At 69.6% G+C, this 21,137-nt stretch carries 20 protein-coding genes; 12 read left to right on the top strand and 8 right to left on the bottom strand.

The genetic code is table 11. The features are described 5' to 3' along the window. The first annotated feature begins 150 nt into the window (after positions 1-150). From AC3RX1_RS03875 to AC3RX1_RS03860, 4 genes are all read left to right on the top strand, one after another. Positions 151-1,431 (top strand): ABC transporter substrate-binding protein, encoded by a 1,281-nt coding sequence (locus AC3RX1_RS03875; protein WP_491499928.1) that lies wholly within the window; start codon positions 151-153, stop codon positions 1,429-1,431. A gap of 80 nt (positions 1,432-1,511) precedes the next feature. Continuing rightward, positions 1,512-2,402, top strand: coding sequence for a carbohydrate ABC transporter permease (locus tag AC3RX1_RS03870; protein ID WP_491499927.1), 891 nt, complete (start codon positions 1,512-1,514; stop codon positions 2,400-2,402). Continuing rightward, a complete protein-coding gene (locus tag AC3RX1_RS03865) occupies positions 2,399-3,328 on the top strand; it encodes a carbohydrate ABC transporter permease (RefSeq protein WP_491499926.1) in 930 nt (309 codons plus the stop codon). Before AC3RX1_RS03870 ends, AC3RX1_RS03865 begins: the two co-directional genes overlap by 4 nt. Beyond that, on the top strand, positions 3,325-4,221 hold the full coding sequence (locus AC3RX1_RS03860) for an ROK family protein (RefSeq protein WP_491499925.1): 897 nt from the start codon (positions 3,325-3,327) through the stop codon (positions 4,219-4,221). Before AC3RX1_RS03865 ends, AC3RX1_RS03860 begins: the two co-directional genes overlap by 4 nt. A gap of 143 nt (positions 4,222-4,364) precedes the next feature. Here the strand turns inward: AC3RX1_RS03860 and AC3RX1_RS03855 are convergent, their stop codons facing one another. Then, positions 4,365-5,144, bottom strand: a complete 780-nt coding sequence (locus AC3RX1_RS03855) for an HAD-IIA family hydrolase (protein ID WP_491499924.1) — start codon at positions 5,142-5,144, stop codon at positions 4,365-4,367. Positions 5,145-5,177: 33 nt separating this feature from the next. Here AC3RX1_RS03855 and AC3RX1_RS03850 point away from each other — a divergent pair, with 33 nt between their 5' ends. Next, on the top strand, positions 5,178-5,801 hold the full coding sequence (locus AC3RX1_RS03850) for a TetR/AcrR family transcriptional regulator (RefSeq protein ID WP_491499923.1): 624 nt from the start codon (positions 5,178-5,180) through the stop codon (positions 5,799-5,801). A gap of 4 nt (positions 5,802-5,805) precedes the next feature. On the opposite strand, the gene AC3RX1_RS03845 is transcribed toward AC3RX1_RS03850, so the two are convergent. Beyond that, the gene (locus AC3RX1_RS03845) at positions 5,806-7,011 is read right to left on the bottom strand and encodes an FAD-dependent oxidoreductase (protein WP_491499922.1); all 1,206 of its coding nucleotides are present in this window, start codon (positions 7,009-7,011) and stop codon (positions 5,806-5,808) included. Between the two features lie 243 nt (positions 7,012-7,254). On the opposite strand from AC3RX1_RS03845, the gene AC3RX1_RS03840 reads away from it, so the two are divergent. Further along, positions 7,255-8,226 carry an SDR family NAD(P)-dependent oxidoreductase gene (locus AC3RX1_RS03840; RefSeq protein WP_491499921.1) on the top strand — a complete coding sequence of 324 codons (972 nt, stop codon included), beginning with the start codon at positions 7,255-7,257 and terminating at the stop codon, positions 8,224-8,226. 137 nt (positions 8,227-8,363) lie between these two features. Here AC3RX1_RS03840 and AC3RX1_RS03835 read toward each other — a convergent pair whose 3' ends face one another. Together AC3RX1_RS03835 and AC3RX1_RS03830 are read right to left on the bottom strand one after the other, a co-directional pair. Further along, positions 8,364-9,002, bottom strand: a complete 639-nt coding sequence (locus AC3RX1_RS03835; RefSeq protein ID WP_491499920.1) for a metal-dependent transcriptional regulator — start codon at positions 9,000-9,002, stop codon at positions 8,364-8,366. Between the two features lie 23 nt (positions 9,003-9,025). Continuing rightward, complete coding sequence (locus AC3RX1_RS03830; RefSeq protein ID WP_491499919.1) at positions 9,026-10,339, bottom strand: Nramp family divalent metal transporter; 1,314 nt, start codon at positions 10,337-10,339, stop codon at positions 9,026-9,028. 150 nt (positions 10,340-10,489) lie between these two features. Between AC3RX1_RS03830 and AC3RX1_RS03825 the strand changes: the two genes are divergently transcribed. Then, positions 10,490-11,152 carry a TrmH family RNA methyltransferase gene (locus tag AC3RX1_RS03825; protein WP_491500089.1) on the top strand — a complete coding sequence of 221 codons (663 nt, stop codon included), beginning with the start codon at positions 10,490-10,492 and terminating at the stop codon, positions 11,150-11,152. Positions 11,153-11,238: 86 nt separating this feature from the next. Here AC3RX1_RS03825 and AC3RX1_RS03820 read toward each other — a convergent pair whose 3' ends face one another. Together AC3RX1_RS03820 and AC3RX1_RS03815 are read right to left on the bottom strand one after the other, a co-directional pair. Continuing rightward, the gene (locus AC3RX1_RS03820; RefSeq protein ID WP_491499918.1) at positions 11,239-11,427 is read right to left on the bottom strand and encodes a hypothetical protein; all 189 of its coding nucleotides are present in this window, start codon (positions 11,425-11,427) and stop codon (positions 11,239-11,241) included. A 122-nt stretch (positions 11,428-11,549) separates the two neighbouring features. After that, the gene (locus AC3RX1_RS03815) at positions 11,550-12,872 is read right to left on the bottom strand and encodes an MATE family efflux transporter (RefSeq protein ID WP_491499917.1); all 1,323 of its coding nucleotides are present in this window, start codon (positions 12,870-12,872) and stop codon (positions 11,550-11,552) included. A 198-nt stretch (positions 12,873-13,070) separates the two neighbouring features. Between AC3RX1_RS03815 and AC3RX1_RS03810 the strand changes: the two genes are divergently transcribed. Genes AC3RX1_RS03810 through AC3RX1_RS03800 form a run of 3 tightly spaced genes read left to right on the top strand, consistent with a single transcriptional unit; the run spans position 13,071 to position 16,340 of the window. Beyond that, positions 13,071-14,453 (top strand): ABC transporter substrate-binding protein, encoded by a 1,383-nt coding sequence (locus AC3RX1_RS03810; protein ID WP_491499916.1) that lies wholly within the window; start codon positions 13,071-13,073, stop codon positions 14,451-14,453. Positions 14,454-14,482: 29 nt separating this feature from the next. After that, a complete protein-coding gene (locus AC3RX1_RS03805; RefSeq protein WP_491499915.1) occupies positions 14,483-15,445 on the top strand; it encodes a carbohydrate ABC transporter permease in 963 nt (320 codons plus the stop codon). Between the two features lies 1 nt (position 15,446). Further along, the gene (locus AC3RX1_RS03800; RefSeq protein WP_491499914.1) at positions 15,447-16,340 is read left to right on the top strand and encodes a carbohydrate ABC transporter permease; all 894 of its coding nucleotides are present in this window, start codon (positions 15,447-15,449) and stop codon (positions 16,338-16,340) included. Positions 16,341-16,370: 30 nt separating this feature from the next. Here the strand turns inward: AC3RX1_RS03800 and AC3RX1_RS03795 are convergent, their stop codons facing one another. Further along, positions 16,371-16,922: an isochorismatase family protein gene (locus tag AC3RX1_RS03795; protein WP_491499913.1), complete on the bottom strand. Its 552-nt coding sequence runs from the start codon at positions 16,920-16,922 to the stop codon at positions 16,371-16,373. Between the two features lie 168 nt (positions 16,923-17,090). Here AC3RX1_RS03795 and AC3RX1_RS03790 point away from each other — a divergent pair, with 168 nt between their 5' ends. Then, positions 17,091-19,055 (top strand): M13 family metallopeptidase, encoded by a 1,965-nt coding sequence (locus AC3RX1_RS03790; RefSeq protein ID WP_491499912.1) that lies wholly within the window; start codon positions 17,091-17,093, stop codon positions 19,053-19,055. Positions 19,056-19,176: 121 nt separating this feature from the next. Further along, positions 19,177-20,097 carry a serine hydrolase gene (locus AC3RX1_RS03785; RefSeq protein WP_491499911.1) on the top strand — a complete coding sequence of 307 codons (921 nt, stop codon included), beginning with the start codon at positions 19,177-19,179 and terminating at the stop codon, positions 20,095-20,097. 132 nt (positions 20,098-20,229) lie between these two features. Here the strand turns inward: AC3RX1_RS03785 and purU are convergent, their stop codons facing one another. Further along, positions 20,230-21,105 carry a formyltetrahydrofolate deformylase gene (purU, locus tag AC3RX1_RS03780; protein ID WP_491499910.1) on the bottom strand — a complete coding sequence of 292 codons (876 nt, stop codon included), beginning with the start codon at positions 21,103-21,105 and terminating at the stop codon, positions 20,230-20,232. Positions 21,106-21,137: the final 32 nt, after the last annotated feature.

Genomic DNA, 21,137 nt, shown 5'->3' with positions numbered 1-21,137 from the left:
GAAGCCGAGGTCGAACCGGTCACGATTAGGTCACAGGTCGGGCGCTGGGTAACCTCTCGTCTTGCGTCTGGCAACGTTTTCAGATTTCATGGCAGACGATCGAAATGAGGCCGGCGAGAGCGCGGCTGAAGACATCCAATGGAGGATCACATGCGTAAAGCACTCGCAGCGGTCGCAGGTCTGGCGGTCGCCGGTCTTGCGCTCGCCGGATGCGCCGGGGGCTCGAACCCCGGAGACAAGGGTGGCGACCCGAACCAGGTCGAGGTGTTCACGTGGTGGGCATCCGGTTCTGAGAAGACCGGCCTCGACGCGCTCGTCAAGGTGTTCAACGAGCAGAACCCCGACATCAAGTTCGTCAACGCCGCCGTCGCCGGCGGCGCCGGCTCGAACGCGAAGAACGCGCTCGCGTCGCGCCTCAAGGCGAACAACCCGCCGGACTCGTTCCAGGCCCACGCCGGTGCCGAGCTCACCGACTACGTCGAGGCGGGCAAGCTCGAAGACCTCACGTCGTTCTATAAGGACAACGGCCTCAACGACGTCTTCCCGTCGACGCTGCTCGACCGCCTCACCCTCGACGGCAAGATCTACTCGGTGCCGAGCAACATCCACCGTGCGAACGTCACGTGGGTGAACACCGAGCTGCTGAAGAAGGCCGGCATCGACCCGACCAAGGCTCCGGCCGACCTCGACGCCTGGCTCGCCGACATGAAGAAGCTCAAGGACTCGGGCGTCGCCACGCCGCTGTCGGTCGCGACAGACTGGACGCAGGTGCAGCTGTTCGAGAATGTGCTGCTCTCGGTGCTCGGCTCCGACGGCTACCAGGGTCTGTGGGACGGCTCGACGAAGTTCGACTCGGCCGACGTCACCAAGGCCATCGACTACTACGGCAAGCTGCTCGCCTACGCGAACACCGACGGCACCGGTCAGGACTGGCCCGTCGCGACCGACATGGTCATCGACGGCACCGCCGCCTACAACGTGATGGGCGACTGGGCGCTCGCCGAGTTCGACGCCAAGGGCAAGACGTACGACAAGGAGTACACCACGTGGCCCACGCCGGGCACCGACGGTGAGTTCGACTTCCTCGCCGACTCGTTCACCCTGCCGGTCGGCGCCCCGCACGCCGACGGCGCCAAGGCGTGGCTGAAGACGATCAGCTCGGCCGACGGGCAGAAGGCGTTCAACCTCGCCAAGGGCTCGATCCCGGCCCGCACCGACGCGAACGCGAGCGACTACCCCGCCTACCAGCAGGGCGCGATGGCCTCGTTCGCCAAGGACACCGTCGTGAGCTCGCTCGCGCACGGCGCCGCCGTCAAGGTGTCGTGGCTGAACGACATCACGTCGGCCATCGGCCAGTACGTCTCGACGAAGGACGCCGGCACCCTGCAGTCGGCGCTCGCCGACGCGCAGAGCAAGGCCCTGGGCAAGTAAGAACCCGTACCCGCCCGGGGCGGACGGATGCCGCGGCATCCGTCGCCTCGGGCGGGTCACCCACGTCTAGGAGGACACCGATGCGCAAGGGCATCCGCAACTGGGGGCCGCCCCTCCTGCTCATCTCGCCGACCATCGTGCTGCTCGGCATCTTCGTCTACGTCCTCATCGGCGTGAACTTCTCCACCGCGATGACGAAGGACTCGGCGCTGTCGGCCTCGCAGTTCGTCGGACCGCAGAACTTCGTCGACCTGCTCACCGAGCCGCGATTCCTGCACTCGCTGGCGAACCTCGGCATCTTCACCGTGTTCTTCATGGTCGGCACGATGCTGTTCGGGTTCCTCTGGGCGTGGATGCTCGACAAGGGCGTGACCGCCGAGGGTGCGTTCCGGTCCATCTACCTCTTCCCGATGGCGGTGTCGTTCGTCGCCTCGGGCGTCGTCTGGCGCTGGCTGCTGAGCTCGGCCAAGGACGACCGGGCCTCGGGCCTGAACCGCATACTCCAGTCCATCGGGCTCGGCGGACTGCAGAACGACTGGTACAACGCTCCGCTGTGGGGCATGGCGGCGATGGCGATGCCCGCGATCTGGCAGCTTGCCGGCTACGTCATGGCGCTGTTCCTCTCCGGCTTCCGCGGCATCCCCGAGGAGCTGCGCGAGGCCGCCCGGATGGACGGCGCGAGCGAGTGGAAGCTGTACCGCCACGTGATCTTCCCGCAGCTGAGCCCGGTGGCGCTGTCGGCGCTCGTGATCGTCGCGCACATGTCGCTCAAGGTGTTCGACCTGATCATGGCGATCACCGGCCCGGTCTACATCACCGAGGTCCCGGCCACCTACATGTGGGTCGCGCTCACCGGCGGCGAGTACGGCAAGGCGTCGGCGATCGCCACCATCCTGCTGCTGCTCGTCTGCATCTTCATCGTGCCGTACCTGATCTACACGGCCCGCGCCGAGCGAAAGGGACACCGATGACCGAGACGATGAGCGTCACCACCGGCATCGAGCGCCGCACGACGCCGGCCACGGGTGCCCCGTCGGGCAGCAGGACCAAGGCGCGCCTGAGCCGCACCGCCAAGTACGTCATCCTGATCCTGTTCGTCGTGATCGTGCTCATGCCGGTCTACGTGCTCGTGGTGACGAGCCTGAAGCCGCCGTCGGATGTCTCGGCCGCCTCGAGCTGGGGGCTGCCGCTGCGCTGGCCGTGGCAGGCCGGGTCTGACGGCGCGACCGGCTTCGACAACTGGGGCGCGGCCTGGGACGCGCTTGCCGTTCCGCTCGGGCGCACGTTCCTGCTCGCGATCCCCGCGGCGCTCATCTCGGCGATGCTCGGGTCGATGAACGGCTTCGTGCTGAGCCGCTGGCGCTTCCCGTACGCGAACATCGTGTTCACGCTGATCCTGTTCGGCATGTTCATCCCGTACCAGGCGATCATGGTGCCGCTCGTGCAGATGAAGACGGCGCTCGGCATGCCGAGCAACATCCTCACACTGCTGATCGTGCACATCATCTACGGTCTGCCGATCTGCACGCTGATCTTCCGCAACTACTACGAGGGCGTGCCGAACGAGCTCATGGAGGCGTCGCGCGTCGACGGCGCCGGAATGCTCGGATCGTACTGGCGCATCATCCTGCCGCTGTCGCTGCCGGGATTCGTCGTGACGATCATCTGGCAGTTCACGTCCGCGTGGAACGACTACCTCTTCGCGCTGTTCCTGTCCGACGCCAACCAGGGGCCGGTGTCGCTGTCGCTCGTGAACCTGTCGCAAGGCGCGCAGCTGTCGAACTACGGGGCGTCGATGGCGGGAGCGCTGATCGCGTCGCTGCCGACCCTCGTCGTCTACATCATCCTCGGCAAGTACTTCATCGGCGGGCTGATGAGCGGCTCGGTCAAGTCGTGACCGGCCTCGCACTCGCGGTCGACCTCGGCGGAACCAAGGTCGCCGCGGCCCTCGTCGACGCATCCGGCGCCGTCATGCCCGACACGCGGCACCGTCGGCCCACCGGCCCCAACGTGACGCCCGAGCAGCTCACCGCGGCACTCGCCGACGTCATCCGCGACGCCGTCGCCGGAGCGCCGGAACGGATCGTCGGGGTGGGCATCGGCAGCGCCGGGCCGATCGACCACGCGGCCGGTGCGATCCTGCCGGTGAACATGCAGGGGCTGCGGGGGATGCCGCTGCGGCAGGCGGTGACGGATGCGGCGGCCGCCGCCGGTCTCACCGATGTGCCGGTCGTGCTCGGGCACGACGGGGGATGCCTCGCCCTGGCCGAATCGTGGGTCGGCGCCACGCGCGATGCGCGCTCGTCGTTCGCGATGGTCGTCTCCACCGGCATCGGCGGCGGGTTCATCGTCGCCGGCCATCTGCTGACGGGTTCGACCGGCAACGCCGGGCACTTCGGGCAGCTGCACTCCGAGGACGGCCAGACCCTCGAGCGGGTGGCGGCGGGCCCTGCGAGCGTGGCGTGGGCGCGCGCCCAGGGATGGAGTGGCCAGACCGGGGAGCAGCTGGCGCAGGCGGCGGCATCCGGCGACGCCGTCGCCCGCACCGCGATCGAGCGATCGGCGCGGGCGCTGGGATGTGCGCTCGCCGACCTCGCAGCGCTCGTCGACGTCGACGTCATCGCGATCGGCGGGGGCTTCTCGCACGTGGCCGACGACTACATCGAGCTCGTGGGAGCGGCGCTGCGCGACGCGGCCGAGCTCGAGTACGCGGCCGCGGTGCCCGTCGTGCCGAGCGCGCTGGGCGGGGACGGGCCCCTGGTCGGCGCCGCCGCCCTCGTCCTGCGCTGAGCCGGGCGGTTCCCCGCCGGACGCTCAGCGGTCGTCGTCGCGGTGTCTGCCGTAGCGGCGGACGTACTGCACGACGAACACGACGAGCGTGACGGCGAGCACCAGCGTCGTGACGGCGTACAGCAGGGTCTGCTCGAGCGTGTTCAGGATGCCTCCACGAGGTCGGCGACCGAGTCGACGATCTCATCGGGGCGGAACGGGTACCGCTCCACCTCGCCGCGGTCGCTGATTCCGGTCAGCACGAGCACGGTGTGCAGGCCCGCTTCGATGCCGGCGATGACGTCGGTGTCCATCCGGTCGCCGATCATCCCGGTGTTCTCGGAGTGCGCCCCGATCTGGTTCATCGCCGAGCGGAACATCATCGGGTTGGGCTTGCCGACCACATACGGCTCGCGCCCGGTCGCCTTCGTGATGAGGGCGGCGAACGATCCGGTCGCCGGAACGACGCCCGACGGCGTCGGGCCGGTCGCGTCGGGGTTCGTCACGATGAACCGCGCCCCGGCGCCTATGAACCGGATGGCCTGCGTGATGGCCTCGAACGAGTACTGACGGGTCTCGCCGACCACGACGTAGTCGGGCTGCGTCTCCGTCATGATGAAGCCGGCCTCGTGCAGGGCGGTCGTGAGCCCCGCCTCGCCGATGACGAACGCCGAGCCGCCCGGCAGCTGCGTCTTCAGGAACTGCGCCGTGGCGAGCGCCGAGGTCCAGATGCGGTCCTCGGGCACGTCCAGGCCCGACCGGGCGAGGCGAGCGGCCAGGTCACGACGCGTGAAGATCGGGTTGTTCGTGAGGACGAGGAACGGGATGTCGTTCCTCCGCCATTGGGCGAGCAGCTCGGCCGCGCCGGGGATGGGCGCGTTGTCGTGGACGAGGACGCCGTCCATGTCGGTCAGCCAGCAGTCGATGTCGGCTCGCGTGCGCATGGGGCCAGCGTACCCACACGGGATAATCGGGAGATGTCATCCGACCGCGTCGTCCGTGAGCCCCGGCAGCAGCGCACGCGAGCTGCGTGGAACCGCGTGCTCGATGTGGGACTGGAACTGTTCACAGAGGGCGGCATCGATGCCCTCACCGTGAGCGAGGTGTGTCGGCGCGCCGGAGTGTCGCCGCCCTCGCTGTACGCCCGAGTCGACGGCAGATCGGGGCTGATCGCGGCCGTGTACGAGCGCGCCATGACGGACGTGCGGGCGTCCGATGCGCGGCTGCTCGCCGAGGCATCCGTTGCCGACGCATCCCGCGACCACCGCATCGTGGCGGCCGTCGACGTGCTCGCCCGCCAGTTCGAGGCGAACGCCCCCGTACTGCGGGCTGCGATCGCCGCGTCGCTTCAGGACGAGTGGGTTCACCGGCGGGGAGTGGAGGAGGCCCAGCGCGTCATCGAGAGACTGGCGGACCTGCTCGACATCGACGCCGAGGCGGGTCGCGATATCGCGACGATGCTGTTCACGGAGCAGGTGGTGCGCACCATGTACGGAAGTGACTTCGCATCGCCCTTCGCCCCTGATGACGACGCGTTCCGCGCGCGCCTGGTCCGGATGGCGATCGCCCGCGCCGACGCCGGCCGTGGCGCGGGCGACTGAGGGTTCAGGCGCCGACCCGAATCCCGTCCCCCATCTCCTCGAGCTGGGCGACGATCTCGCCGGGACTGCGCTCGCCGATCTGATTCTGGAGCAACCGCGTGTGATCGAGCACCAGGTCGCGGATCGGGCGCAGCGCGGCGGGGGCGTGATGGAACACCTTGCCCAGGATGTACGCCTGCTGCACCTGCATGGTCGTGTGCGGGATGCGCATCGCGTCGTACTTCTCGAGCGCTGAACGCACGCGGGGCGTGTCGGAGAGGTCGACCCCGACCAGCAGTCGACCGAGGAAGTACCCGTCGCCGATCGACATTCCGGCCCCGTATGCGGCGTACGGCGAGGTGGCGTGCGCCGCGTCACCGGCCAGGGTGATGCGGCCCTTCGACCACTGCTTGAGCGGCTTGCGATCCCGAATCGGCCAGCGCTGATGGTCTTCGGGCGCGGTGTGCGCCACCAGCTCGGTCAGGGGCGCCCCGAACTCTGCGGCCAGCTTCACGGCATGCGCGTGAAGGTCGTCGGGGGCGCGCGCGGCGGGATCCCAGGCTTCCAGCACCCACCACTGGAACCCATCGCGACCTTCGTGCCTGATCGAGGTGTACGAACCCTGCACGCGACGGCCGTGGGCGATGATGGCCTCCCCCAGCTCCGCGCTCGGTATCTCATCGAAGGTGAAGCCGCCGATGATGTGGAGCTCGTGCTCGCGCTTCGCCTCGGCGCCCCAGAGGTGGGCGCGCACGATCGAGTCGATGCCGTCTGCGCCGATCAGCAGGGGAGTGCTGCGCGTGGATCCGTCCTTCATCGTGAGCAGGACGGATGCTCCCTGGTCGGCGATGCCGACGACCTCCTGGCCGGTGTGCAGCGTCCCCTCGGGCAGAGCCGCAAGCATCCGACGGTACAGCTCGGGCCGCAGCATCCCGATGAATCCGCCGCCATAGCGGTCGATCACCTCTGGCGGAATCTGTACGTCGGCGCGCACACGGCCGCTCGCGCTGCGGAACGTGGAGTGGCACGGCGCGCCGAGGTCAGCGGTGTCGACGCCCATCAGTTCGAGCGCCTTGATCGGCGGCGGCCACAGATTCAGGATGTTGCCCGCGGGCCGGGCCTCTCGGTAGCGCTCCGAGATCACGGCGTCGTGCCCCGCGGTGCGCAGGGCGAGCGCGGCGGCCATTCCGGCCGGGCCGCCACCCAGCACGACGATGGGGTTGTCGGTCATCTGCTCCTCCTCGAACGAGTGGCGTCGTCGCCGCCTCCTAAAACTGTAAGGCTCTTATACTCTTGCGGGACAGCGCCCATGGCCGATGGCGAGCATCGATCGCGCTGATAGCGCCGGCGACGTGGCGGCGGCGGGTGCTGCCAGCGGTGCGGCCGACGGTTTGATCCAGCCGGTGCTGTGGGTGGCGGGCGCGTCGTCCGGCCGGTCCCTGTGGGCGGGCGGCCGCGGGCATAGGCTCGAGGAGTGGCGCGAACAGGCTCGGACCCGGCGCGTCTGTCCGATCTTGCGGGCAGGCGCTATCTGATCACCGGATCCACGCGCGGCCTGGGATATTTCGCCGCCGAGCAGCTCGTGCGCGGCGGAGCGCACGTGATCATGACGGGCCGTCATCCGAACCGGCTCGCCGCCGCACACCGCGCCGTCGAGCGACGCGTCGCCGACGTCGGCGGCGACATCGGCAGCGTCGAGACGCTGCTGCTCGACACGAGCAACTTCGGCTCGATCCGCGCTGCGGCCGCGACCGCCCGCACGCGCGGCCCGCTGAACGGCCTGCTGCTGAACGCGGGTATCGTGCACGCGCCGCATTACCGCCGCACCGCCGGGGGGCACGAGTTGGTGTTCGCGACGAACGTGCTCGGCCACTTCGCCCTCGCCGGCGAACTGCTGCAGAACCTCGCCGTCGTCAGCGGGCGCATGGTCTGGGTCGGCAGCATGGCGACGTCGTTGGGCGATCAGCCGCTCGTCGACCCCGAACTCAAGACCGGATACACCGCGTGGCGCGCGTATGTGCAGTCGAAGACCGCCGTGATGGCGCTCGGGTTCGAGGCCGACCGCCGTCTGCGCGAGGCCGGCGTGCCGGTGTCGAGCGTCGTCGCGCATCCCGGCTATTCGATCGGCGGCCTCACCGCCGGCGTGCGGGGCGTGAATGAGCCGAACCGCATGAAGCGGTTCTTCGACAACCTGCAGACGCCGTGGGCCCAGTCGAAAGAGACGGGCGCACACAGTCTCGTGCGGGCTCTCGTCGATCCCAGCATCTCGGGCGGCGAGTTCTGGGGGCCGCGATTCGTCGTGCACGGCGACCCGCACCGCGCGAAGCCGGCGAAGCACACACGCGACCCCGAGCTCGGCTCGCGCCTCTGGGAGTTCTGCGAAGACGCCACCCGCGTGCGCTGGCCATTCGAGAAGGCCGCCCGCGCGCGCCGCCGCCTGCGCTGACCGCCGGCCCACTGCCGGCCCCTCCCGGCGCCCGGTGCGGCGAGATCGTACGATCTCGCCGACGGAACATCATCCTGCGCGCGGATTCGTGTTCATTCGACGGAATCGTACGACTTCGCAGAACGGGGGTGGGCGGGTCAGGCGGTGAGCCAGACGGCGGCGTCGGCGCCGGCGGGGAGCGCAACGGGGCTGGAGGAGTCCATCCGCACGGTGCCGGGAGCGACGACCTCGACGATCCGGCCGATGTGCAGCCCGGCATCCTCCACCGCACGCAGCAGCTGGGGGTCGCGATCGCTGACCCGCAGCACGCGTCCGCGGTGGCCGGGCGCCGCATCTGCCAGCAGCACGAACGGCTCGCGCTTCACGTGCCCGGATGCGTCGGGGATGGGGTCGCCGTGCGGGTCGACGCGCGGGCGGCCCAGCCGGGCGTCGATGCCCTCGAGCAGGCGATCGCTGATCGCGTGCTCGAGCACCTCCGCCTCGTCGTGGACCTCGTCCCATGCGTAGCCGAACTCCCCGACGAGCCAGGTCTCGATGAGCCGGTGCCGGCGGATGATCGCTGCCGCCCGTCGCCGACCCGTCGCCGTCAGCGCGATCGGACCGTACGGCCGATGCGTGACCAGTTCCTGCGCCGCGAGCTTCTGCACCATCTCGGTCACGCTCGACGGCGCGAGCCCGAGCACGGCCGCGAGCTGCGACGGGGTGACGTCATCGTCCTGCCACTCGGTGTGGTGGTAGATCGTCTTGAGGTAGTCGTCGACCGCGGGGGATGCCACGAGCCCAGGGTACCGGCGGGCGGCTACGCCCCCGTCGAGACCAGGACGAGCAGCGCCGCGTTCAGCGCGATGAGCAGCGCGGCGCACACCACCCCGAGCACCGTCGTCACCGGCCGGTTGCGGTACGCGCCCAGCACGTCGGCACGCGCCGTGAGCCGCACGAGCGGGATGAGGGCGAAGGGGATGCCGAACGACAGCACCACCTGGCTCAGGATGAGGGCGAGGGTCGGGTCGGCGCCGAAGCCGAGGAGCGCGAGTGCGGGGACGAGCGACACCAGACGGCGTGCCAGAAGCGGCACGCGCACATGCAGCAGTCCGTGCATGATCTCCGCGCCCGCGTACGCCCCCACCGATGTGCTCGCCAGCCCGCTCGCCAGCAGCCCGACCGCGAACAGCGTCGCGATCACCGGGCCGATCCCGTCGCGCAGTGCGGCGTATGCGCCCTCGAGCGAGTCCGTGCCCGCCGCTCCCGCGAGGTTCGCCGCGGCGAGCAGCAGAATGCAGAGGTTCACGGCCCCGGCGACGAGCATCGCGATCGAGACGTCCCACCGCGTCGCCCGCAGCAGCCGTGGGATCGGCGTCGAATCCGCGGTGAATCGGTCGCGAGCGAGCGCCGAGTGGGCGTAGATCGCGTGCGGCATGATCGTCGCACCGAGGATCGATGCGGCGAGCAGCACCGATCCGCCGTCGGTGAAGCGCGGAACGAGTCCCTCCGCGACGCCCGCGACCGTCGGCGGAGCCACGAAGACGCCCGCGACGAACCCGACGGCGATGACGGCCACGAGGCCGATGATCACGAACTCGAACGTGCGTGCGCCCCGCCGGGTCTGCACGACGAGGAGCGCGAGCGACACGGCGCCCGTGATGAGTCCGCCCGCGAGCAGCGGCAGCCCGAACAGCAGCTGCAGTGCCACGGCTCCGCCGATCACCTCGGCGACATCGGTGGCGACCGCGACGAGTTCGGCCTGCGACCAGTAGGCGCGGCGGGCCCAGGGGCGACGGATGCGTCGGCCGAGCAGCTCCGGGAGGCTGCTGCCCGTGACCACGCCGAGCTTCGCGGAGAGGTACTGCACGAGCCAGGCGATGAGGTTCGCCGCGACGACCACCCAGACCAGAAGGTAGCCGTAGCGGGCGCCCGCGGTCATGTTGCTGGCGACGTTGCCGGGATCGAGGTACGCCACTCCCGCGACGAGCGCGGGCCCGAGCAGCCATGCCGACCGCCCGGGGAGACCTGTGCGCGGCGGCCGAGGAGCGGCGCCGTCGAAGGCGCTGCCCGGTGCCGGCGCGCCACGCGCAGTACGCGTCAGCGCGGGTCTGCGCAGCACATCTTTCGGCATACCGAAAACTGTAGTTTCGGGGCACCGAAAGAACAAGGAGGCGCCCCGACGCGTGCGGCCCGCCCGTCGTGACGCGCGGCCGGGCAGCCGGGGCGCGCGCCCGGCTAGCCTTGTCGGGTGACCGAGCGCCAGCTGCCATCGAACGACACAGTGGCCGAGGTCGATGAGTCGGGCCGGGCAGCGGGCGGTGAGGCGCCGGCGGAGGCCGAAACGTCGCACGGCGTCGGGCCCTGGCCCGGAGGGCGGGAGGCGTGGCCGACCGATCCCCGCTACGACCCCGACCTGCTCGCCCACGGCGACCGGCGCAATGTGATCGATCGCTTCCGCTATTGGACGATGGAGGCGATCGTCGCCGACCTCGATGCGACGCGGCATCCGTTCCACGTCGCGATCGAGAACTGGCAGCACGACATGAACATCGGGTCGATCGTGCGCAGCGCCAATGCCTTCGGCGCCGAGGCCGTGCACATCATCGGCCGCCGGCGATGGAATCGGCGCGGAGCGATGGTCACCGACCGGTATCAGCACGTCGAGCACCACGAGGATGTCGCGGCCTTCGTGCGTTGGGCGGCTGACGCATCCCTCCCCATCGTCGCCGTCGACAACGTCGCAGGCTCGCGCCCGGTGCAGGACGCCGACATCCCGCAGCGCTGCGTGCTGCTGTTCGGGCAGGAGGGGCCGGGGCTGTCGGCCGAGGCGCTCGAGGCGGCGTCCGGCCACCTGGAGATCACGCAGTACGGCTCGACCCGCTCGATCAATGCGGGAGCGGCCGCCGCCGTCGTGATGTACGAGTGGTGCCGCCGCTGGGCGTGACGACGGGATTGCCGGCGGGACCGGCGACGCGACGAACTGGATCACCGGCGAGACCGGCGACGGGATGCACGCGGTCGAGCGCCCCTTCAGCCCTGGTCGCCGAACACCCGCTTGGCGATGGCCTGCACGTCGCGGTCGAGCGTGTCGAAGCGCTGATCGAGGCGACGGATCTCGGCGCGCACCACCTGCACGAACATCGTCGACATGAGCGTGAGCATTCCGAACAGCCCAGCGGCGAAGACGCCGATGAGCGTCCAGACCTGCGGCTCGTTCATGTGCAGCACCTCTTCATTCTTCCGCATCCGAGTCAAGACTGCCATGGCGCTGCGGAACAATGATGGGCGGGTTTCCCGATCTGTGGACAACCCAGCGCCGAGTCCGCGTCGGGGAGGCGCGGTCAGGCCGGCTGCAGCATCCACGCGGGACGACGGATGCGCCAGCCCAGCGTCACGAGCCGGGCGAGCATGTACACGCCGAAGAACGCGGCGGCCAGCCACGCGAGACCCGCCGCGCCGCCCGGATGCCACAGCGACAGCGCCACGAGCACAGGCACGTACACGACGAGGTTCAGCGCCCCGGCGAGGGCGAGGTAGCGGGCGTCGTTCGCCCCCATCAGCACTCCGTCGAGCACGAACACCACTCCGCACACCGGCTGCGCCACCGCCAGCACGATCAGCGCCGGCTGCGCCAGCACGGCGAGCGACGCATCCCCTGTGAACAGCAGTCCGATCGCGCCCGAGAGCGCGCCGATCAGCGCGCCCGTCACGACGCCGAATCCGGCGCCCCACGCCAGCGTGCGGCGCAGCACACGACGCACCTCCCGCACCGATCCGGCGCCGAGGCCCTTGCCCACAAGCGCCTGCGCCGCGATCGCGAGCGCGTCGAGCGCGAATGCCGCCGTCGAGAACATCGTGAATGCGACCTGCCAACCGGCGAGCTCCGCTGTTCCGAACGCCGTCGCGACGGCGACCGTCGACAGCAGCGCGACCCTCAGCGACACCGTCCGCAGGAACAGCCACGCCCCCGACCGCACCGAACCGCGCACTCCTTCGCGCTGCGGTCGGAGGGATGCGCTGTGACGCCGGGCGAGGCGCCCGATGACGAGCACGTACGCTCCGACCATTCCCCACTGCGCCACCACGGTGCCCGCCGCCGACCCGGCGATGCCCCAGCCGAGGCCGTAGATGAACGCCCAGTTCAGCAGAGCGTTGGCGGCGAAGCCGGTCGCGGCGATCCACAGCGGCGTGACGGTGTCCTGCATCCCGCGCAGCAGCCCGGTCGCGGCGAACACGATGAGCATCGCGGGCAGACCCCACATCGAGATCCCGAGATACGCCCGGGCGTCGGCCGCGACGTCAGCGCCTGCTCCGAACAGCCCGACGAGGGCCGGGGTGGACACGTAGCCCACGAGCGCGAGCAGCGCCCCCAGACCGAGCGCGAGCCACATCCCGTCGATGCCGACGGACACCGCCGAGGTGTGCTCCCCGGCTCCGAAGCGGCGGGCCACCGCGGGAGTGGTGGAGTAGGCGAGGAACACCATGAGGCCGACGATCGTCTGCAGCACCGCCGACGCGATGCCGAGCGCCGCGAGCGGCACGACGCCGAGGTGCCCCACGAGCGCGGAGTCGACGATGAGGAACAGCGGCTCCGCGATCAGCGCCCCGAGCGCCGGCACCGCGAGCCCCAGGATGTCGCGATTCAGGGTGTCTCGGGCGGTCACTCTCCGAGCCTAGGGGGCGGGTGCCGACATCCCGATCATGCGCGTTTCATCAGGGTCTGTTCTGAAGCGGCTGTCAGCCGGCGCCACCGCCCGGGGCCGTGACTAGCGTCACGATTGCGGACCCATTCCGATCCGTCCTCGCCACGCCGGCCGTCCCACGTCGACGCGACACAGGCAATGACAATGCGAGGAGAGTGCATGATGCGTGTGCACATGAACGGTCACAGGACCCGCCGCGCGGGTCACATGCCACGGCGACTTCGCCAAGCCGCGGTCGTGGCGGTGGCGGCGGCATCCGTCGTCGGGCTCAGCGCCTGCAGCTCCGGCGGGGGAGGGTCCGGCGGGCCCAGCAGCACGCCGGGCTCGAGCAGCGCCCCCGGCAACGCGACGAAGGGCAGCATCACGTGGTGGGCGAGCCCCATCACCACGAGCGGCACCGACCCGCGTCAGGTGCTGATCAGCGCGTTCGAGAAGGCGTATCCCGACATCACCGTCAAGCTCCAGTCGGCGCCGAACGACACCGACACGAACCGTGCGACGCTGACCACCCAGATCTCGGGCGGCGGCGGTCCTGATGTCTACATGGGCGACGTCATCTGGCCGGCGCAGTTCGGAGCGCACCAGCTCGCCATGCCGCTCTCCCAATACCTGCCGAAGAGCTACTGGGACACGTTCGCGTCGGGCCTCGTGCAGGGCGCGACGTACAAGAACCAGGTGTACGGGGCGCCGTTCTTCGAGGACCAGGGCTTCCTCTACTACCGCAAGGACCTCCTGAAGAAGGAGGGACTCTCGGTGCCCACCACGTGGGACCAGCTCATGTCCGATGCGAAGAAGGTGCAGTCGGCCGGTGACGTGAAGTACGGCTACGTCTTCCAGGGCGCCGACTACGAGGGCGCCACGTGCAACTTCATGGAGTTCCTCGCCGACGCGGGCGGCAGCGTCCTGAACGGCGATCAGACGAAGTCGACGCTCGACTCGGCGGCCGCCGTGAAGGCGCTCACCTTCGAGCAGTCGCTTGTGAACGACGGCATCGCCCCGAAGGCGTCGTCGACGTTCCAGGAGACCCAGTCGATGAACGCGTTCGCCGCCGGAGATGCGTTGTTCCTGCGCAACTGGGACTATGCGTACGGCCAATCCCAGGCGAGCGGCTCGAAGGTCGTGGGCAAGGTGGGAGTGGCGCCGATGCCGACCTTCCAGGGTCAGCCCACCCCCGGCTACTCGAACATCGGCGGCTGGAACCTGTACGTCAACCCGCACAGCAAGAACATCGCCGCCGACCTGACGTTCATCAGGTGGATGACCGGCAACGACGCGCAGACCACCCTCGCGACGCAGTTCAGCGAGATCCCGACCAACGCGTCGGTGCGGGGATCGTCGCAGGTGCAGGGCAAGAACCCGGTGCTCGCGATCGTCTCGCAGACGAAGCTCGTGCCGCGGCCCGCGCAGACGCCGGAGTACCCGCAGGTGAGCAAGGCGATCTACACCGCCGTGAACGGCGTGCTGTCGGGTTCAGCGCAACCGAAGGACGCCATCTCCACGGCCGCCAAGCAGATCGATTCGGCGCTGTCCGGCGGACTATGACGCAGCTCGTGTGAGGGCGGAGGGCTCCCATGACGAGTCTCCGGACCGCGGCCCGTCCCCGTGCGCACGCGGGGACGGCGCCGTTGCCGCGCCGTCGGCCCGACGCCCTGCGCCGCGGCCTCGCACGTCTGGGATGGGGATTCTCGGCACCGGCGCTGGTCGTCATCGCGGCCGTCACCGTGTTCCCCGTCATCTTCTCGGTCGTGCTGAGCTTCAGCAACGTCGACGTGCTGGGCAGCGGCTTCCGCCTCGACGGGTTCACGCTCGGCAACTACGGAACGATCTTCACGGCGAGCATCTGGCAGTACGCGCTCGTGTTCACGATCGGGTACACAGTGGTCACCGTCGCCGTCGAACTCGTGCTCGGCACGCTCATCGCGCTCGTCCTGGAACGGCTCGAGGTGTTCCGCGGCTGGATGATGGCGATCCTGCTGATCCCCTGGTCGCTCATCACGGTGATCTCGGCGACGCTGTGGGACTACATCTACGACCCCACGAACGGGATCGTCGACGCGATCTTCCAGGCGCTCGGCCTCGGTTCGCCGGTGATCCTCGGAACCCCGACGTCGGCGATCGTCGCCATGATGATCGCCGACGTCTGGAAGACGACGCCGTTCGTTGCGATCATCGTGCTCGCCGGCCTGGTGATGCTGCCGCGCGACGTGTACGAGGCGGCGGAGATGGACGGATGCAGCGGCTGGCAGACGTTCTGGAAGATCACTCTGCCCCTCCTGCGGCCGACGATCGCGCTGGCGGTGCTGTTTCGGATCCTGCAGGCGTTCGGGGTCTTCGACCTGCCGTTCGTACTCACGCAGGGCGGCCCGCAGAACGCCACGACGTCGCTGGCGATCCTCGGCTACCAGGCAATGTTCAGCGACCTGAAGTTCGGCGCCGGTGCCGCGGTGGCCACCACCACGGCGGCGCTCGTGGTGATCGGATGCCTCATCTTCCTGCGCGTGTTCAGGTCGCAGGCGTCGGAGACGGAGCAGTGACATGGTCGCCGATGTGACGAGGGAACTCACCACGGGAACGCGTCGGCGCCGTCCCTCGGGAACGCGCCGACGCAGCACCGCCGGCCGCTGGGGCCTCGCGATCAGCACCGCACTGATCGCGATCTTCGTGCTCGCGCCCATCTACTGGATGGTCGCGACGAGCTTCAAGACACCCGCGGCGGTCTCCGCATCCCCACCCCAGCTGTTCCCCGATCCGGTGAGCGTCGAGAACTACCTCGTCGCGTTCGTCGACCACGGTTTCGGGCACTACATCCTCAACTCGGTGATCGTGTCGGTCGCCTCGACGGTGCTCGTGCTCGTCCTGGGGACGCTCGCCGGATACGCCCTCGCGCGCCTTGGCATGCGGGGGACGTTCACGATCATGGTGATCCTGCTCGTGCTGTCGGTCTTCCCGCTCATCGCGCTCATCGCGCCTCTGTACCTCCTCATGCGCAGCGTCGACTGGCTGAACAGCTACCAGGCGCTCATCGTGCCGTACACCGCGCTGAACCTCCCGTTCGGCATCTGGATCCTGCGCAACTACTTCCTCGGCGTTCCCAAGGAGGTGGAGGAGAACGCGCGCCTCGACGGCGCGTCGGCCGTCCGCACGCTGTGGTCGGTCGTGCTGCCCACGGCGCTTCCGGGGCTGTTCACCGCCGGCATCTTCGCGTTCACGGCGTGCTGGACGGAGTTCCTCATGGCGCTGTCGTTCAACAGCGCCGACGAGTTCCGCACCATCCCGGTCGGCATCGCCCTGTTCGGCAACGCCCACATCACGCCCTACGGCGCGATCTTCGCCGCAAGCGCCGTCGCGGTCGTGCCGATCGCGATCCTCGTGCTGGTCTTCCGGCGATCGGTGGTGTCGGGCCTCACCTCGGGTGCGGTGAAGGGCTGACTCCCGGGCGGCGGTGAAGGGCTGAACCCGTCAGCCGAAGTCGACGTCGTCCGTCGCGACGACCGCCGCGGTGCGTCCCGGTGCGGACTGGAACGACCAGTAGAGGTTCGTGTGCGCGATCACCTGGTCGACCGGCGGCGCTCCCCACGCCGACTTGTCGCCGCCCGTGTGCGCGTCGCCGACGAGGGTCGTGTCGTAGCCGCGCGTGAAGGCGCCGTGGATCGTCGAGCGGATGCACGCATCCGTCTCCGCACCCGTCACGATGAGGCGGCCCACGTTGAGATCGGCGAGCACCTCCTCGAGGTCGGTGCCCTCGAACGAGTCGCCGTGCTCCTTCGCGATGATGCTCTCGCCCTCGGCCGGCTTCAGCTCGGGCACGATCTGCCACTCCTCGGTGCCGACGGCGAGATCCTCGGCCTGGTGCCGCACCCAGACGACGGGGGTGCCCGACTGGCGGGCCTTCTCGACGAGCGTGCCGATCCTGCCCACCACCGCGTCGCGCTCGTACGCTCCACCGACCACGTCGTTCTGCACATCGACCACCAGCAGTGCCGTGTTCGTGCGTCCGTCGATCGTCGACATCGATAACTCCCTTGTTCCTGTCCGATTCGGCCGTCTCCGACGTTACGCGCAGGATGCGACATCCGTCCCCCGGCCGGCGCACGCGCGCGCCGGCTCGCCGGCTGCCGCCGGGCACCCGCATCGCCTCGCCGCCCTCGAACGTCGCCGCGTCGGCATATCCTGGAACGCATGACCGACTCCCCCCGCTCGGGCCTGGAGATCGACGCGTTCAGCGCCGACATCCGCCCTCAGGACGACCTGTTCCGCCACGTCAACGGCACCTGGATCGACGAGACCGAGATCCCCGAGGACAAGGCCCGCTGGGGCTCGTTCCACTTCCTCGCGGAGCAGGCCGAGAAGGACGTGCGCGCGATCGTCGAGGAGTCGCAGGATGCCGAGCCCGGCACCGAGACCCGCAAGATCGGCGACCTCTACGCGAGCTTCATGGATACGGCCCGCATCGACGAGCTCGGCGCCGAGCCCATCGCCGATCAGCTCGCATCCGTCGACGCGGTCGACTCCGTCCCCGCGTTCCTCTCCCTCGTCGGTGCGCTTGAGCGCGACGGAGTGGGCGGCATCATCGACCTGTACGTCGAGCCCGACCCGGGCAACCCCGAGCGCTACGTGCCGTTCCTCATCCAGAGCGGCATCACGCTGCCCGACGAGAGCTACTTCCGGCTCGACAACTTCGCCGAAACGCGCGAGGCGTACCGCGCGCACATCGCGCGCATTCTGGAGCTCGCGCAGGTTCCGGATGCGTCGGCCGCCGCCGATCGCATCTTCGCGCTCGAGACCGAGGTCGCCGCCCACCACTGGGACAACGTGCGCAGCCGCGACGCGGTCGAGACGTACAACCTGAAGAGCTGGGACGAGCTGCAGGAGCTCGCCGGCGTCGACCTGCAGCCGTGGCGCGACGCCGTCGGCGCCGACCACGCCGACGCGTTCGACGAGGTCGTCGTGTACCAGCCGAGCTTCATCGAGGGCCTCGGCGCCCTGCTCGTGCCCGAGCGCCTCGACGACTGGAAGGACTGGCTGCGGTTCAAGATCGTGCACGGGGCCGCGCCGTTCCTCACCGACGCGTTCGTCGACGAGAACTTCGCGTTCTACGGCACTCAGCTGACCGGCGTCCCGGTGAACCGCGAGCGGTGGAAGCGCGGAGTCGGCATCGTCGAGGCGGCGATGGGCGAGGCCGTCGGCCGCGTCTACGTCGAGCGGCACTTCCCGCCGGCCGCCAAGGAGGCGATGGACGAGCTCGTCGCGAACCTCATCGAGGCGTACCGGCAGAGCATCCGCGAACTGGAGTGGATGAGCCCCGAGACCCGCGAGCGGGCGCTCGCGAAACTCGACACGTTCACGCCGAAGGTCGGATACCCCGTGAAGTGGCGCGACTACAGCGGGCTGCAGATCGACGCCACCGACCTGGTCGGCAACGTGCGGCGCGCGCACGTGCTGGAGCACGACCGGCAGCTCGCCAAGGTCGGTCAGCCGATCGACCGTGACGAGTGGTTCATGACGCCGCAGACGGTGAACGCGTACTACAACCCGCTCATGAACGAGATCGTGTTCCCGGCGGCGATCCTGCAGTACCCGTTCTTCGAGGCCGACCGCGACGCCGCGGCGAACTACGGCGGCATCGGATCGGTCATCGGGCACGAGATCGGCCACGGCTTCGACGACCAGGGCAGCCGCTTCGACGGCGACGGCAAGCTGCAGGACTGGTGGACCGACGCCGACCGCGCCGCGTTCGAGGAGCGCACGAAGAGCCTCATCGCGCAGTACGACGAGCTGGTTCCGCTCGGGCTCGCCGATGAGCACCGCGTCAACGGTGCGCTCACGATCGGCGAGAACATCGGCGATCTCGGCGGCCTCGGCATCGCGCTCAAGGCCTACGCGCTGTCGCTCGGCGGCGAGGAGGCTCCGGAGATCGACGGGTACACCGGGATCCAGCGGCTGCTGCTGAGCTGGGGCCAGGTGTGGCGGCAGAAGGGCCGCGACGCGGAGACGATCCGGCTACTCACGATCGACCCGCACTCGCCGAACGAGTTCCGCTGCAACCAGATCCTGCGCAACGTCGACGCGTTCTACGACGCGTTCGACGTCACCGAGTCCGACGCGCTGTGGCTTCCCGCCGACCAGCGCGTGACGATCTGGTGACGCGGACAGGCCACCGGATGCCGCCGGCCTGAGACCGCCCGAACGGCATCCGCCCTCACAATCGAACAGGCACGTGCGCAGTCGCGCGCGCGAGAGACCCACACGCATCGGGAAGGACAAGGTGGGCACGCCCCGAGAGCCCCTACGGGACACGGCGTCGCTTCGGGGGTCGCGACGCAGCAACAGGCCACTGCCGAGGAGGGCGGCGGGGGCCAGACGCACCTTCGGCGCGACGCTGAAGGCGCTCGACGAGCTCGCGTCGGCGGGCGCGCAGGTCTCGGTGTGCATCACCGATCTCGACCGCGGCGACGACGTGCTGAGCGGCGACGACTTCGTCACCATGCCGGTCGCGGGGCTCGGCATCGTGCCGCTCCTGATCGAGGTCGCCGCGCAGATCGAGGCCGGCGCTGTCGATGCCCTCGAGATCATCGACCGCTCGACGTTCGAGCGGGTCGAGGTCGGCGGGGTGTGGCATCACCTCGTCGCCCCGGCGCTGCCGGTGTGCGACCTCGCCGTGCTGGCGGCGTCGTCGGGGGATGCCACCGCCGCCAACGCCCTGATCCACCGCGTCGGGCTTCCCGCCGTCCGCGCCCGCATCGAGCAGCTCGGGCTGAAGCGGTCGGCGCTGCTCGATCGCTTCCGCGACATCCGCGGCCCCGACGACGCGCCTCAGGTGGCGCTCGGCACCACGAGCGAGCTCGCGCATCTGTTCGCAGCGCTGGTGAACTCCGAGGTCGTGACGCCCGGGGTGAGCGCGCAGGTCGCCGAGTGGCTCAGCCTCAATCAGGACCTGTCGCTCGTCGCCTCGGCGACCGGCCTCGACCCGTTCGCGCACGACGACGACGAGTACGGACTGCTGTTCATCAACAAGACCGGCCGGGACGCCGGCATCCGCGTCGAGGCGGGAGTGCTCGCCGGTCCGCGCGCTGGCGTGGCGTACGCGCTGATCGTGTGCTTCGACGATCTGTCGATCATGCACCGGCTCCGGGCGCACGAGGCGTTCCGCACGCTGGGCGTGGAGCTCATGGAATACGCGTTCTGACCGCCGGATCGACGCTCGCTGCGCGAGCATCGATCCGTGCCGACGCTTCGTCTCGCGCGCGCTTCGCGCGCGCTCGCTCAGCGTTGACAGGAGTCGCGTCAAGTCCGCTGCGCGGCCGTGACCCGCCTCCTGTCAAAACACGATCGTGTGGTTGCCGTGACGCAGCACGCGGTCCTCGGCGTGCCACAGCACGGCGCGCGACAGCACCTGGCGCTCGACGTCGGCGCCCCGCCGGGCGAGCTCTGCGGCCGAGTCGGCATGCGTGACGCGCACCGTGTCCTGCTCGATGATCGGCCCCTCGTCCAGGTCGGTCGTCACGTAGTGGCTCGTCGCGCCGATGAGCTTGACGCCCCGCTCTTTGGCCTTGCGATACGGCTCGGCCCCGATGAACGCCGGCAGGAACGAGTGGTGGATGTTGATCACCGGGACGCCGAGCTTCTGCAGGAAGTCGGACGAGAGGATCTGCATGTACCGGGCGAGCACGACGAAGTCGACGTTTCCGACGAGGAGCTTCAGCAGCTCGGTCTCGGACGCCGACTTGTCGGGCCCGGGCACCGACGGCACGTGGTGGAACGGGATGCCGAACGAGCGCACGTCGTCGGCGGCGGCGGTGTGGTTCGAGATCACCATCGGCACCGACACGGGCAGCTCCCCGCGGCGGTGGCGCCACAGCAGATCGAGCAGGCAGTGATCCTGCTTCGAGGCGAGGATCGCCATCCGCTTCGGGCGCGACTGGTCGGTCAGCCGCCACTGCAGATCGAACCCGTCGCCGAGGGTGCGCCGCAGGTCGTCCTCGATCCCGCCGGACGCCGCGGCGAAGCCGGGCCGGTGGAACACGATGCGCTGGAAGTACGCGCCGCCGGTCGGATCGTCGGTGTACTGGTCGAACGCGACGATGTTCCCCCCGTTGCGCATGATGAGCGCCGACACCGCGGCGATGATGCCGGGCTGGTCCTTGCCGTGGACGATGAGGCAGGCGTGATCGGCGAGGAGGGAGTGCGACGGCATGAATCGATTCTGCCGTGTGCGGGCGGCGGATG

This window comes from Microbacterium altimontanum, assembly GCF_058349865.2.
This window is presented reverse-complemented; position numbering and strand designations above follow the sequence as displayed.